This is a genomic window from Viridibacillus sp. NPDC093762, from assembly GCF_050279675.1.
Classification (GTDB): domain Bacteria; phylum Bacillota; class Bacilli; order Bacillales_A; family Planococcaceae; genus Viridibacillus.
Genome location: NZ_JBNNUK010000035.1, coordinates 1 through 14,844, shown reverse-complemented (window position 1 = coordinate 14,844; position 14,844 = coordinate 1). Strand labels below are relative to the sequence as shown.

Here is a 14,844-nt window from a genome sequence, read left to right as displayed (position 1 = left end):
TTATAAAAGAGAATAACGGCTTTGAATAAGGTAGGATTGGTATTAAAAATTATTTTGTCTTTGTTAGTTATGGTGTTTGTTTTTTTTGATTTGGACCATAGGTTACGGGTTTTGATTGCTGCCATTTTCATAATTATTTTATTTATTGATGGGATGTATGATAGAAAAAATAATAATGCTAAATCAGACTTAGTATAGTTGAATAGAATAAGCTTTAAATTATCCATAAAAAACCCCTTACGTGTATAAACGTAAGGGGTTTTTTTGTTTTATTGAATTGCATGTGTATAAATTTCCTTTTTGGTTGGATCCCAAGTAACAATCCCAACAGTTTGTTTTTCATCTATAATGCTAACAGTAATAGGTGTGTAATCGGATGATAAAGAATTTATTCGAGTGCTAATAAATTGTAAAAGTGCGATTAATTCAACATCAGTGATTGTTGGTGTACTAACATCTATCTTTAAATTAGTTAATTGATCAGTTTTATATAGAAGTCTACCAAAAACTTTAGGATTTAAATTCTTAAAATATTTTTGTATATCTTCTTTGAAATTCGTAAGATTATTGGAAGAAATTCTATCTAACTCGCTTAATGAATTAGATGGAAAAGCATAATATCTTTTATCTATATTAGTCCATTTACTAATCTGATTTTGACCTTTTGGAATAAATGTTTCAGCTAAGAACATGCCTGGAATTATATTATTTTCATGCGTCTCTTGATATAACGTTAAAAAAATAGGGACATCTGGTATATCTTTGTTATTTCTGATATCTTTTATAATCTTATTCGTTATCTCTTTACCGTATTTTTCTACATCATTTACATCATCATTATTAACATCTACTTTAACTTCATCTGTATGGATTAACCCTTTTTTATCAGCAACTTGGATATTATAAAATTCATTTAATGAAATTGCTAAAGATATTCCTTTTATTTTCCCATTCTTATTTAGAAAATTTTGTTCTAATACATGAGATAATATTTTAGGATTATCTTGTTCATCTTTTAAAACATCCCCAGTTTCATTCTTAGGTGGATTTAACCCACTTGGTGCATCGTTCCCTTTTCTTTCTAACCATTGATTTATAATGGTTTTATCCAAATATTGACCTTCTTGAAAAGTGTATTTATCAACAGGAAAGTATTTTGTTGATAGTTGCATTAATTCCATTTCGATATTATTTATATCCAATGAATTATCGATATTATTTAATATTAATCCTCTTGAAACATTAAATTTAACTGGTTGTTTAATTTGATATAAATCTTCTTGAGTAGATGATACAGAAATATTTTCTTCATTTTTAATAATTTGATCATTATTATTGCAAGAAACTAAAAAAACTAATGATGGTATAAAAATCAATATACCTTTTTTTATAAACATGTATTAAAACTCCTTAGTAAATACCTATGTGTGTCATTATTGTAAATCTTTAATAGAAACAAATTCAACTTCTTAACTAAGAGTATTCTTATTGCTTTATATGTTTACTTGTACAACACAGCTGTAAATATAAGGTTAAAATACTGAGAGAGTAGGTCACTACCTGCCTTTGACATGTAGTATTTTTTGAATTAGTATATTGAGCAGGGCAACACTTAAACCATTAGCTATTACATACGCAATTAGCGGATATGAACTAGATGATTATTCCGTATGTAGGAGAAGCCAAATGCCGACCGCATAAACAATGTTTATGGAGAAGTCAGGAGATTGGCGTAAAATCATTCGTTACGTCCCACTGTAGGACAATGTAACGGGCTAGTATGTCTTAAATAGACATAGCCAAAAATTTAAAGGATACGTGCGTAGTTTTTTAGCTATTGTACATTTGAAAAGTCGATTAATTCCCACAAGGGAGTAATGGGCTTTTTTTGTTTCTATAAAACTAAACTGAAAGCAGTAGAATTTCAAAGAGAGAACGTTGTTGGTCGATTGCTTGAGGGAATTTTAATGCTAGTATAAAGGCATATTAATTCATTTGATTTTTTTGGTCGCACCCATGCGGGGGCGGACGATAGAAAGTAACAATCTAAGCCTTTGGGCTTCTCAATTGATTCTAACAAGAGTAATTTTGGGTAGGGCAAAGTATGCCTATTTAACAACCAACACACTTGAGTGGATAGAAATGTATCGTAGGGAGAGTACACCCCTAATTAGCAATTGGCTGATACAAAAACAAAATAAGAGGACAGATCAGGTAGGTCACTAACCAAGTAAGGGATGGTTAAGAGGACGTGCTTTTTTTTGCGTCTCAAAAAAGGATGGAGGAAAAGTAAAAATGAGAGATGAGGAGAATTAGCAATCGCTGAGCGATTGCGTGCAGCTGAAAGCTGCACATTGAATTTGCGTTGCAAATTCGGTTGCGCGTCCCAGCGCAAAATGGGCGGAGAATGATTGATGGCACACTCCGATAACAAAGTGCGGAAGGTTGAATTGGATTTACCAGGCACATTGATAATTACATATTTCGTTCGAAGAATGAATCCGACACCTTATTGCATGAACGAGCTTGCTCGTTGGTGCAATAAGGTGGATGCGTAGCGCAGCGGAGCACGAAATTTTGAGAAAATGGGGTGTTGAAATGGCAAGAAGAGGACGTACATCGATCGTAAGAGAGGTCAAAGAAAGCATTGAAGCGATTGATAAAATCGGTATTTCAAAACGAACAGCAAGAGAGGATGGGAACAGTGGTATTCATTCGAAAAAGCAAAAGGAAAATACCATGAGTGACTGCCAAAACTTTGTGAAATGGGCGAGATCCGAGCATGGAGTAAAGTCGATTGCTGATCTAAACGAGAACCATTACAGGGGTTACATAGCTCATTTGAGTGAGAAAGGGATTTCTGAAGGACATAAAATTAATGTTGAAACGTCCCTTCGTCTTTTAGAGAAAGGATTTTTAAAGCGTTCAGAACGCTTTGAGAGCGTTTCTAATCATTTTGAAGGTTTTTGTTCAGCGAAAAGATTAGAGACGCGTACAAGGGGGCTGGATGTGCGAAATCGGGCATACACGCGTGAAGAAATGCAATTGATACGCGAAAATGTATCGCCAGAAGTGTCAAAGGCTGTTGATTTGATGAAAGAGCTAGGTTTACGAGTCCGAGAAGCTACAAATGCGCGAGTAGAACATTTTACACACGAGGAACAAACGGATAGTTGGAAGTTTGAAATAAAAAAAGGCGATGGTGCAGGGATTACGAAGGGGGGACGACAACGAGAAATCCATATTCCTCGTCATTTTGAAAAACGTCTAGAACAGTTACTTCAAGGGAAAGACGAAAGAGAACGAGTGGTCAATGTATCGTACTCAACCATTCGAGACGGCATAAATGTGGCCTGTAAGAAAACAGGGATTGATCAGGCTGGTCGAGGTGCACATGGATTTCGCCATGCCTATGCAAGAAATCGTATGGATCAGCTCATGACAGGTGAACAAAAAACAATGATGCAAAGGATTATAGATAACTGCAGCATAAATCGGAAAGCCGACTACGGCATTTTAAGTGAAACGGATAAAACGCTGTATAACGCAACAAAAGAAGCGATGGATCAGATACATAAAGAATTAGGACATGGAAAGAATCGATGGGAACTAGCAATGCGGTATATGGGGAATTGAGGTGAAAAGATCATAGAAAAAAACACTGTTTTCATTTTTAACTCGAAAATCGTTTATATATCCAATCGTTGAATGTTATATTAATATTGTAAAAATAAACTGATGGATGGAAATGGTAGATTTATACTTATGAATAACAAGTTAATTAAAAGAACTGCAAAAATTATGTTTGTATCTACTGTTCGGTTTTCTTTCTCATTAAATGCAGATTTTGATTTAACTAATCAAACCGTTGCAACTATTAAATTTTAGGAGATTTTATGAAACAATTTATAAAAAAACATTTCTATAAAGTAATAGCGATATTAATAGCTCTGTGTATAATATTTATAACAATTGGAAGTATTTATCCTTATTCTTTTGCAGGGATAGATAAAAATATTGAATATAATCCAAATAATAAAGTATTAGATGAATATAAAAATGATATTACATATTTTAAAAATCAATTAAATTCTCAAGATCTTAACTCATCTAAAAAAGGAACAATAGAAAAAACACTTAATTTATTCTCAAATCCTATTTTCATGAAAAAAGATACTTCTAAAGTTAGTAAAACAGACTTAGAAAAATTTAATAATGAAATAAATTCATTAGTTATAGAGCTTCGTAATTCTATAAAAGAAAATGGAAAAACTCTTTCTATTGATGAATTTAATTCCATTGAAACATTAAAATCACGGTTTGAAGAATATCATGAATGGCTAAGTAGCTACTTAAATAGTCCTTTTGTGAGTGAAAAAAAATGGAATGAAATATTAAATAAGTTTCATGAAAGTCTATTAATTGATTTAAAAGAATTAAAAATTTTTTACAAAGATAAATAAAAAATAAATCTATTTTTTAACGCTAAATTTAAATTGGTTTAGCGTTTTTTTAATACTCTAAACTACGTAAATGGATTGGATAAGTCGTTGTATAACGCAACAAAGAAGATAATGGATCAGATTCATAAAGAATTAGGGCATGGAAAGAATCGGTGAGAACTAGCAATGCGGTATATGGGTGATTGATTACTAAATATAAAAATTTGTACAAGATTGATTTGACTACGAGATATATGAAAAATTGAGGTTTGTAAAGAAAAATACATAAAACTGTATATACAGTTTTATGTATTTGCGGTAATAAGGTTTTTTATAAACAATAACCCCTATAGGGGTCTCGTCAGATTTATGCGGATTTACAACGTTAAGAAAAAAATGGTTACCAAACGGGGCTTTGGGTGCATTTTCATTATTCAATAATCGGGCCATTTTGTTGAATAATATTCTCAAAGAAAAAGGCCCCTTTTTACAAAGGATTCCTGCATTTAGGTATTTTGTAAATTGTATCTATAATTAACGAATAATAAGGGGATGTGTTTATTTGAGAAAGTACAGCAATTTTTCATGGCTAATGGTATTCTTCAGCATAATATCTTTTGGTATGATTCCATATACAGATATTGACGAATTCTTTTTATCTGGATTAATAATAGTGCTATCTATTAGTGGCGTAGTGTTTGGGGGGCTAGCAAAAAACTCTTTAGCGATAGTTTTTAATATTATTAATCTACTACCTTCATTATTATTATTGTTTCTTTTTTTAGTAGTTTCCTCCAGGGTATATTTTGGCTAGGCGCCTGAACAACCTTTGGGTGCTTTTATTTATGTTATCGGTTTTCGGTTTTTCTGAGGTTCGTTTCTTTACATGTACCTGTATTTACGGTTTTACAGTTCCCTACTTTTGTTGTTTACTTTTATTAAAGGATGGTGATTTGAATGTTAGCAAAAGTTATTACATTTTCTTTGCAGAAAGGCGGAGTTGGTAAAACAACAACTTGTGGTCTTACTGCATATTTGCTAGGTCAGAGGGGATATAAAGTCTTGGCGATTGATATGGATAGTCAGGGGAATTTAACTCAATTGGTGAGTGGTTATGATGATCTAGAAGTGTTTTATCATGAAACAATCAAAGAGGCAATGGAGAATGGTAATGTAGATCCATATATTAAAGTTGCTACGGATAACATTGATTATGTACCAGCTGACGATTATTTAGTATTGATTGCAGATTATAAAGGTCCAAAAAGTAAAATTCAATTGCTTAAAGAAGCTATTGGAAATGTAAAAGACCAGTATGATTATATTTTAATTGATACACCACCTAATCTTAGTATTCAAACAGTTAATGCTTTGATGGCTAGTGATTATGTAGTGATGATGTTTGAAACGGCTAAATTTAGTTATAATGCTCTTCCTAGATTTATGGAAACAATTGAGGGTGCGAAAGAAAATGGCAATGATACATTACAAATAGCTGGGATTCTTGCTACATTATCTGATGCAAGACGAATTGATAATAAAGAGTTATTGCAATTGGTACGTGAAGAATATAAGGATTTGATATTTGATACAGTTATTTCAAGACGTGCAGCTATTGGGAGATTACCTGTATACGGTATTATTAATAATCCAGAAATTAGAGCTGCAACTGAACAACACAGAAATTTCATAGAGGAGTTGTTAAGTCGTGTCAATTAAAGATAAATATAATAAAAATCCCAAAGAAGCACCTAAATCAAAAGGTAATAGGGACGTTGTAAGTAAGTTATTACAACAAGATAATGAAATAATACAGGAAATTGCAAATACAGATATACAGGTTTCTGTAAATGCGGTTGAACGTAAAATTAAGAAGGCGACATTTGAATTGGATGCTGATCTTCACAAACGTTTACGCGCAGCAGCAGCATTGGAGGAATGTACAATGTTAGATATTGTAGATGTTGCATTGAAAGAATATCTTGATAAGTTAAATCGTTAAGCAAGTAATTTTATATTTATAGTGAATTAAAGAATCAACTTTGCGAATGCAACAAAGGAGATAGTGGATCAGATCCATAAAGAATTAGGGCATGGAAAAAATCGGTGGAACTAGCAATGCGGTATATGGGTGATTGACAAAGATAAGAATTTGAAAAAAATTAATTGTAAGTGGGAGTTGAATTGGGACATGGATATAGAGGGAAAATGTGCCGAGTAAGGAGAATAATTGTTTCCAATTCGAAGTAGTAATGTTACTATTTATGTAACTTAATCGAACGAAATCAAAAAAGTCAGCATCGATAATAGGACGGCAATCCCGTTATCGACCGCCAGATCACATATAGGGTGTGATTGACGTTGCTAACTTCTTTAGATATATTGATATGTCATTATTTTATATGATGAATGTCAATATATCAAGGAAGTATTATTAGGTCAATTTAATTAATTGTCATTGATAAGAAGCATAGTCATTCACTACACAGTGTTTGATTGTGCTTTTTTGTTTTCTTAAAAGGGAGAAGATTACAATGACAACGAAAAATACACTAACAGCAACTCAACAAAGAGCACAGTTTTACATAACATACGGTGGAAATAAACCGAACCGATCTGTAAAAGAAAACCGATTAAAACAATTAGAAGAGGATTTGCTGCAACAAAATATATTTATGGATGAACTATTTCCACAAAAACAATTCTTAGTATTAGAACAGATCGCATTCTGGTTGTCTGCTAATGGCATATGTAAAGTAGGGACTGACACGTTGGAAGAAAAACTTGGTGTATCAGTTAGAACGGTTAGAAATGCTATTAAAGCTATTAAATTAACGGATCAATTTGTAGTTGGCCGTTTGAGATCGGCTAAATCAAATTGTGGTAAGTACGTCATTGTAGATAAGAAACATGAAAATTTCAAATCGATTATGAGGGAAGTTTTCTTGTTGTCTGAAGCATCTATTGCACAATTAAATGCACAGCAAAATGCACAACAAAAAATATTGAAAGACATTGATATATCTACGTTTGAACAAGAAAATAAGAGTCCTAACCTTTATTTATCTTTAATTAATTCAAAACAAGCTAATAATAAATATATTCATAGTTTTGATATGTTAGAAAAACTTAAAGAAGAAGTGGAATCTCAACAACCAAAAACGGCTGACGAACAACGTACATTGCTTTTAACGTACACAGACAACGAGTATCAGCGTTTGTTTTTCGATTTCATACAATCTATGCCATATCCTTCTATCGTTCGTGAAAACGCCTATAAACTGACTTTAAGAGTAGGTTCAGATGCAGATGTAAAACGATTCATTGCAGCAAAAGAAGTAATTCATCATATTTCAATGGATATAGAATATAACCATTTTGATAATGTAGTAGCTGTTTTTACAGCTGCATTATTGAATAGATTAGAGTATCCTTCGATTCGACCAGCGGAACAAGTAGATCGGCACGTTAGAGCGACTAAAAAAGGTGTATTTTATAATTGGCTAGAAGATTAATAGTGACTAGCTTATTTTGTATGCTTGAAATTGGCTATGAGAGTGTTCGACAATAAAGATGTAAGGTTACACCCCGTTGAAAAAGGAGTGAGCGGACTATGAATGCTAGTGATGTAGCAAGTATATTGAACGTATCAGCACCTTCTTTAAGAGCTTATTCGCAATTATTGGAGCTAAACGGTTATAAGATACATAAAAATGCAAATAAACAGCGTCAATATAACGAACACGACATTGATGTAATCAGCGCTATGCTAGCGCTTAAAAATCGCGGTGAATTATCGCTCAAAGAAGCTGCAATAAAGGTTTCAAGCGCTGACTTTTCGCCTTCAAGCGTTGTTCAATCAATCGCCGAGCGCAAGCGCGATGAACAAAGCGCGATGACCGTTGAACCCTTTGATAATGAGCTTTATCGCATATTAGATCTTATGAGCGATGAGATGGTAGCGATGCGTGCTGAAAATAAGGCGCTAAATGAGCGATTAGTAGGGTTAGAAAGCAAGCAAGATGCTACTTTAAAGGCGATTGAATCGGATAACGAAGGTAATGAACAGATGAACGAACTTATGAATGAAATTAAGAAGCTCAATGTAAAAATAGAATCGTTAGAAGAAGAAAAAGGCCAACAAAAGAAACCTTCTTTGCTAGCAAGATTGTTTAGAAAATAATCGGTATGTAAAATCGACTATTACATTGAATTGGCAAAGGGTGAATTATACTAGGGGGATGGCTATGATTGAAAATAATACAATAACAGGATTTCATATTAAAAGTTCTAAGGAAGAGACAATTATGCAATTAAATACTACCCAATTATATAATTGGCATATCCCTAAAATGTTGCGTAATGAGAGTATTCAACAGGGGGATATTGTTTTAGTTCATTCTAGAAACCATGTATCACGAGTATTAGTTATGAATGTTTTTCGAGAAGAATTAGAAGAGACTGGAAAACATTATAAACGTGTAGTTAAGATTTTAGAAAGAGCACCAAAGAAAGTTGAACAATGTTAGGGAATTCCAAATATTAAAAAGCTTAATTTCTCAGCACTTAAATTGGGGAATTAGGCTTTTTTTTGTTCCATTTACCATAATCAATTGCAAAATTGAAGGCGATTTTCGTCACCAGGAACCAAAAAAGTCAATAAGCATAAATAAATAGATAAAAGCAAATCTATTTTTATGGGAGTGGATGAAATGGATACTCCATTGATTTTCTACGGTGAATTAAAGCGGATTCAATCCCAGCAACAGAATAATTATAAGAATCAAACTGACCAGGAATTATATCAACTTCAAAATAATGATAATGACTCAATACATACCAAATCCCTTACAGAATCGATTGAATTTGATGATTCGGAGAAAGATTTTTCATGCAAACAGATAGATGATTGTAAGCAAAATAAGAAATCATTAAATAATATAAATATCCCTTCAAAACGCGTATTGCCAAAAATTAAATACCGTCATTTTAAAAAAAATACAAATATTCAACAAAGAAAGTTAGAGACACTGCAGGCTGATTCAGAAGATGAAATACAAGTTATCCATTCTTTTAAGGAATTGATAGAAGATAAAGAAGAACGTAATGTAACTCCACCTTCTAATTTGGAGAATATCTATTCAAAAGAAAATATAATTCCATTTACTATATTTTTTGAAATTGATGATTTTCTTCGTCTACCCATTTCGGGTAATATCGTTCAACAATCTGCACTATTGCTCGAAGGTGTTGATCAGGCACAACAATCAGAGAACCATTCACAGTTTATTCATACAGAATTATCTTGGCCTGATCCAATACAATATAGGTTAGTCCATTCAACAATTAATGAAATTATTAGTTTTACTACTGAAAATGAAATGCAACATGCAGAGAATCGGATATATGAAACGATTGCAAATCCAATCCATATATCTTCACCAAAAAAGAAGGGTAAGCCAGAATGTAAACACAATCATATAGAAGTAAGAGTCTCTGTAGTAGTAGGAGAGTATGAAATTGAAATAAATATGAGCAATCAAGTTTTCTTTGAACAGGAAGTTCTTGGTTTTAAAGAAATTTCTAGAAATGTTGAATTAAGAAGTTTTAAATTTACACCTGTTCAATATTGCAAATCATTAGGTGATGGGACATGTACGGTATCTAAAGGAAAAATAGCGTTAAAAGGGGAAATTCTCCAAAAACTTAGGTATTCAGCTAATACAAATCAAAATGCATCACAACAAAAGCAAAAGAATATTCGACTTCACCAAAGAATGGCACTTAAATTAACCGTTCATCTTTCACAAATACAGAAAATTAAAGCTACCTTATGTGATGAATAAACTATGAAAATAACTCATCTTTGTAAGTTGATATTAATTATAATTGTTTCTCTATTCATGTTTAGTAAATAAACTCATGCTGTAAATGAATCAAATGACTATTCTATTAGCCTATTTGAAAGTATTTAATCAACATATTTTACTTATAGAGTTCGAAAGAGCTCAAAAAATAAAGGAGGTGAGCAAATGAAAAATTGCAATAGTTGCAATAAAACGCCGCAGCAGCAAAATGAAGTTCTATGCCCAGTACCGTCAACACAACAAATTCCGGTGGCTGATCATTCAATACCACTTTGTGAGACTCCTAACCAACACCCAACGTTTAAAGTCCCGGTTGTACTTGCAGAAAGATCACTTCAAATTGTCGTAGAGGCAAATATTCCACTTGACCCAAAAGCAACAGAGATTAAACGTGTAACAAAGAATGCTTTTTTAAAGCAAGTGAAACTCATTCCTGTAAGGTTTGATCAAATTGATGATACAGACTTCTTTGAAGTAAAGAAAGCAAAATTATTTGTATCAGGGTTTATTCGGAAAAATATTGAGTATTCTTCTCATGATTGTCAAGGTGTATTACATGATCGAATTGTTGAAGTACCGTTTTCTGGATTCGCTGAGCTTGATAGTGGAGACTTCCTAACTAGACCTATTATTGGTATTTCAGATAGTGAAAAAGCATATTTCTTAAACGACACTAATGGTGAAGTGCCTCGATTGGACAAATATTTCTTCCAAAATTCTGTAAAATACAATGAACAACCATATGGGGAATTATTAGGTGCTAATTTCTATGAAATTGATTTCTCTCCAGTTACTGTAGAACCAGAAGGTGAGTTTAGCCCATTACGTGAAAAAATCGTTATGGATATTTTCCTGAAAGTGTTACAAGTTCAACAATTTAAGGTACATGCAACGAGAATTATACCGAACATGGACAACGGTCTTGGCTAAACGTTTGAAAGGTTCAATTAAGTATAATCTACTCCAAAAGTAGTGTTGAATTGTACACAATATAATAAAAAATAAACTATATGATTATCCCTCAATCATAAAAGGTTGAGGGAATTTTTTATGTAATGAAATGAAATGAATTACGTAAAAAATGGGAACATCGAAGTAGCGGTTCATCCTAAAACCTTTGTTTGTATTTTGGTTCAACATTTACTTCGAAATAAATGTGAAAAACGTATGAAAATGTATATTTTCATACGTTTTTTTGTGCGGTTTTACTGGGTTCTTCGTTTTGTGATACACTAACATACATAAAATGTACGATATCGGATGAAATGAGGGGTTCAGATGGCCAAAGAAAAGAACGTGCAGCCATTGCGTACAAAGGCAGAAATTGAAGATTTTCGGTGGGCGCTGTCCAAGTATGCGAGTGCGAGGGATCTATTTCTGTTTAACATAGGGATTAACGTTGGGTTACGAGTGAGTGATCTGGTGCCATTGAAAGTGGACGATGTCCGAGGGAAAACACATTTGGTAATCACAGAGCAAAAGACGAAGAAAACAAAACGCTTTTTGATTCCACGGGCCACAAGAGAGTTGATCGAGTCGTATACACGCGATATGAGCCCATCTGCGTGGTTGTTTCCCAGTCAGAAAGGAAACGGCCATATTTCCACCACACAAGCGTACAGGGTCCTGCAAAAGGCTGCGGAAGCGCTAGGAAGAGAAGATATTGGCACGCATACCATGCGCAAAACGTTTGGATATCATCATTACAAGCAACATAAGGATGTCGCAGTATTACAGCAGTTGTTTAATCATTCTGCGCCCTCGATCACGATGCAGTACATAGGGGTCACAGAAGATGAAGTGGATGCCACCATGGAGGATTTTTCTTTGTAATAATTTTTTACATATGTTACTGATGTAGGAGAAAAAACATTAATTAATGTTTTTGAGAGATAGAAAAAAGTGAGCAAATAATATATATTTGCTCACTTTTTTATTTTTTAGTGAAATTTATAAAATTAATTTTCATTTTTTTAAAATTTATTTCTATCTAAAAACATTAAAAATAATGAACCTAAGAAACTAATAGTTAATAAAACTAATGCCCAAGTTGTTTGATAGTTTAATATGATTCCAAATAGAGCAATTAAAGATAAACAAAGGTATGAATAGGGTGTTTTAAGTAATTTCATAATATTTAAGCTTTCTTTCTTTTTAAAAATCACGTACCCACCGGAAAGTTAGGCTCTGCCTAACCCCACAATGTAATTGGGGCATTTTCTTCTTATGCTCTTTCCACTTTTCAAAAAACGAATTCTAAAAAAAAACTAAGTTCAGGAAAATGTAACTACGTATTCTCCTGGAGAACCTTTTATTTCAAAATAATATTTTTCTTTTTTCTTTAAGTCTTTCAAAATAATACTGTTACCTTGCAAAATTTTTAAATCTTCTTTTACAACATTACCTTTCGAATCTTTCACACGCATTATAATATCCCCTTCATTATTAATACTGTTTGTTATTTCTTTATTCCAAAAAATATTTTTAAAGATTAAATAATCCTTTTCTTCAAAAAAGATAGAATTCCATTCTTCGGGCTTACTAACTTCTTTAGCATATCCTATTTCCATAGGGAAAAATATTTTATTAACGGAATACACATTTTGTATAATAGAATAAGTTGATATTACTAAACTAAGAACAAATAATGGGACTATTATACGTAATACCCATTTTCTTTTGGCGCTCTTTTTTACCTCTTTCGTAATTTCTTTTACCATCTTTTTTTCCTCCTTAAGTAAAGTATCAAGAGGAATATCAAGCAAATCACTGATTTTAATTAACGTATCCAAATCAGGGTAATTTCTATTAGTTTCCCAATTTGAAACAGTTGATCTTGATACGTTTAATGAATCTGCTAATTCTTGTTGCGTTAAATTTTTATCTACTCGTCTTGATTTTATATTCTCAGCAATTCTACTCATGATATATTCTCCTTTTTCTTTAGTCTTACAAGGTTTCGGTGGAAATGTAAGATTTAAATACTGACATTAATTGAAATCACTGATGACAGTATCTCTGACATCAGTGATTTCAACAAAATATAACTAAAAATCATTTTTAAGAACCTCAATTAATTCCAGATTTCCTTTTCAAAAAACGAATTCTAAAAAAAACTAAAACATTTTTGTAACCAATTTTTCTTCTTTTGTTCTTGCTGTAATACCATAATCTTTTGTTTTTCCTGAAATTTTATATTCATTTGTTGCATTAATAGCCTGTCTCTTATTTCAATTTTATCATCCATATTTTCTTGCAAAGCTGCCAAAATAATTTCCCTTTCTTCTTCTAATGCAGCCTTCACAATATCTCTTAATTCACGCTTTGTTAAACGGATAATATCACTATGAACGGTCGGCGTTTGATCCATATTCTTCTTTTCAAAATCCGTTGAAACAATTACTTTGATAGCGTCTGAAACAGGAACAGAATTAGATAAAAGTTTTTTTAATTCCCTGAACGCCCTAAAATCGCGTTCAAAATAAATACGCTGATCTTTATCATTTCGAATAAAAGAATAGCCTTCTTTTTCTAATTCAATAGACCATCTTCTCAATGTTGATGTGGTGATTTCTAATTCGATAGCGACATCTTTTGAAAAGTATCCAAATTCATTTTCAATTTTCATAGCGTTTATCACCCCGTCTATATCAATTCGCTACGAAGAAAATGATTCCTTTATCTTGAAAGTATAAAAAAGAGTAGCAAATACTATTCACTTTCTATACGAGGGATTGATTGGACTTTATCTGCCATCAATCTCATTTAAAGAGGTTTGCGTGCAATTTATAAATAATACTTTATTTAAAATACAACACCCTTTTTTTAAAAGGAATTCACTTTCTGATATCAAATGAATATAAATGAAGTGAATAAAATGATGGAAAATGAATTTGATTTGAACAATAACAATATACTTTCGAGTTTTCATATTCGGAAAATAGATGAAGATGGATTAAATCTATGTCCTAAAATGTATACATGGTACATTCCTAAAACATTGAGATCTTTAAATATTCAACCGGGAGACATTGTCCAAGTATATGCAAGGGGACAGGTAGCACCTGGATGTGGCAGTGTTACAGCAGCTATTTAACCATTCCGCACCATCGATTACGATGCAATACATAGGGGTGACTGAAGATGAAGTAGATGCGACGATGGAGGATTTTTCTTTGTAATATTTTATTTTTTATATCGATATAGAGGAGGGGAAAGATATGATGAAAATAATAGGTGCTATGTTTATAATTTCATCTGGATTGATTTATACATTTGAAAGAGTATGCTCAATACTTTCATCTAGTATAGTTAAAGCAGGTTTTTTTTCAGGTGGAATGACTGGGGCGGTTCCTGAAGTTGAAGTGGTTGGGGTATTTAATAATGTATATATACCTGGGCTTTTTATTGGAGGATTATTAATTTTCATATATGGTTTTTTTATAAAAGAGAATAACGGCTTTGAATAAGGTAGGATTGGTATTAAAAATTATTTTGTCTTTGTTAGTTATGGTGTTTGTTTTTTTTGATTTGGA

16 protein-coding genes are annotated in these 14,844 nt (G+C 32.3%); 12 read left to right on the top strand and 4 right to left on the bottom strand.

The window, feature by feature from the left end; all coding sequences use genetic code 11:
• Both ACQKM9_RS21200 and ACQKM9_RS21195 read right to left on the bottom strand, forming a co-directional pair.
• On the bottom strand, window positions 1–227 hold a 227-nt coding region (locus ACQKM9_RS21200; RefSeq protein WP_427736414.1), incomplete at its 3' end, for a hypothetical protein.
• Between the two features lie 42 nt (window positions 228–269).
• Complete coding sequence (locus tag ACQKM9_RS21195; protein ID WP_427736413.1) at window positions 270–1,397, bottom strand: CamS family sex pheromone protein; 1,128 nt, start codon at window positions 1,395–1,397, stop codon at window positions 270–272.
• Between the two features lie 1,153 nt (window positions 1,398–2,550).
• Between ACQKM9_RS21195 and ACQKM9_RS21190 the strand changes: the two genes are divergently transcribed.
• The 10 genes from ACQKM9_RS21190 (at window position 2,551) to ACQKM9_RS21145 (ending at window position 12,142) form a co-directional block, all read left to right on the top strand.
• The gene (locus tag ACQKM9_RS21190; RefSeq protein WP_427736411.1) at window positions 2,551–3,636 is read left to right on the top strand and encodes a tyrosine-type recombinase/integrase; all 1,086 of its coding nucleotides are present in this window, start codon (window positions 2,551–2,553) and stop codon (window positions 3,634–3,636) included.
• A gap of 260 nt (window positions 3,637–3,896) precedes the next feature.
• A complete protein-coding gene (locus ACQKM9_RS21185) occupies window positions 3,897–4,463 on the top strand; it encodes a hypothetical protein (RefSeq protein WP_427736410.1) in 567 nt (188 codons plus the stop codon).
• Between the two features lie 936 nt (window positions 4,464–5,399).
• On the top strand, window positions 5,400–6,161 hold the full coding sequence (locus tag ACQKM9_RS21180) for a ParA family protein (protein ID WP_427736408.1): 762 nt from the start codon (window positions 5,400–5,402) through the stop codon (window positions 6,159–6,161).
• A complete protein-coding gene (locus ACQKM9_RS21175; RefSeq protein WP_427736407.1) occupies window positions 6,151–6,444 on the top strand; it encodes a hypothetical protein in 294 nt (97 codons plus the stop codon). Before ACQKM9_RS21180 ends, ACQKM9_RS21175 begins: the two co-directional genes overlap by 11 nt.
• Window positions 6,445–6,976: 532 nt before the next feature.
• Entirely contained in the window at window positions 6,977–7,957 is a 981-nt protein-coding gene (locus tag ACQKM9_RS21170; RefSeq protein ID WP_427736406.1) for a hypothetical protein, read from the top strand.
• 98 nt (window positions 7,958–8,055) lie between these two features.
• Window positions 8,056–8,625 (top strand): MerR family transcriptional regulator, encoded by a 570-nt coding sequence (locus tag ACQKM9_RS21165; protein WP_427736404.1) that lies wholly within the window; start codon window positions 8,056–8,058, stop codon window positions 8,623–8,625.
• 64 nt (window positions 8,626–8,689) lie between these two features.
• Window positions 8,690–8,971: a DUF5839 family protein gene (locus ACQKM9_RS21160; RefSeq protein WP_427736402.1), complete on the top strand. Its 282-nt coding sequence runs from the start codon at window positions 8,690–8,692 to the stop codon at window positions 8,969–8,971.
• 183 nt (window positions 8,972–9,154) lie between these two features.
• A complete protein-coding gene (locus ACQKM9_RS21155) occupies window positions 9,155–10,288 on the top strand; it encodes a BC_2427 family protein (protein ID WP_427736400.1) in 1,134 nt (377 codons plus the stop codon).
• A gap of 186 nt (window positions 10,289–10,474) precedes the next feature.
• On the top strand, window positions 10,475–11,239 hold the full coding sequence (locus tag ACQKM9_RS21150) for a CsxC family protein (protein WP_427736399.1): 765 nt from the start codon (window positions 10,475–10,477) through the stop codon (window positions 11,237–11,239).
• A 348-nt stretch (window positions 11,240–11,587) separates the two neighbouring features.
• Window positions 11,588–12,142, top strand: a complete 555-nt coding sequence (locus ACQKM9_RS21145; RefSeq protein WP_427736397.1) for a site-specific integrase — start codon at window positions 11,588–11,590, stop codon at window positions 12,140–12,142.
• Between the two features lie 440 nt (window positions 12,143–12,582).
• On the opposite strand, the gene ACQKM9_RS21140 is transcribed toward ACQKM9_RS21145, so the two are convergent.
• Both ACQKM9_RS21140 and ACQKM9_RS21135 read right to left on the bottom strand, forming a co-directional pair.
• The gene (locus tag ACQKM9_RS21140; protein ID WP_427736395.1) at window positions 12,583–13,233 is read right to left on the bottom strand and encodes a helix-turn-helix domain-containing protein; all 651 of its coding nucleotides are present in this window, start codon (window positions 13,231–13,233) and stop codon (window positions 12,583–12,585) included.
• A 182-nt stretch (window positions 13,234–13,415) separates the two neighbouring features.
• The gene (locus ACQKM9_RS21135; protein ID WP_427736394.1) at window positions 13,416–13,937 is read right to left on the bottom strand and encodes a MerR family transcriptional regulator; all 522 of its coding nucleotides are present in this window, start codon (window positions 13,935–13,937) and stop codon (window positions 13,416–13,418) included.
• Between the two features lie 225 nt (window positions 13,938–14,162).
• Between ACQKM9_RS21135 and ACQKM9_RS21130 the strand changes: the two genes are divergently transcribed.
• Both ACQKM9_RS21130 and ACQKM9_RS21125 read left to right on the top strand, forming a co-directional pair.
• Complete coding sequence (locus tag ACQKM9_RS21130; protein ID WP_427736393.1) at window positions 14,163–14,405, top strand: DUF5839 family protein; 243 nt, start codon at window positions 14,163–14,165, stop codon at window positions 14,403–14,405.
• A gap of 124 nt (window positions 14,406–14,529) precedes the next feature.
• Window positions 14,530–14,778, top strand: coding sequence for a hypothetical protein (locus tag ACQKM9_RS21125; protein ID WP_427736391.1), 249 nt, complete (start codon window positions 14,530–14,532; stop codon window positions 14,776–14,778).
• Window positions 14,779–14,844: the final 66 nt, after the last annotated feature.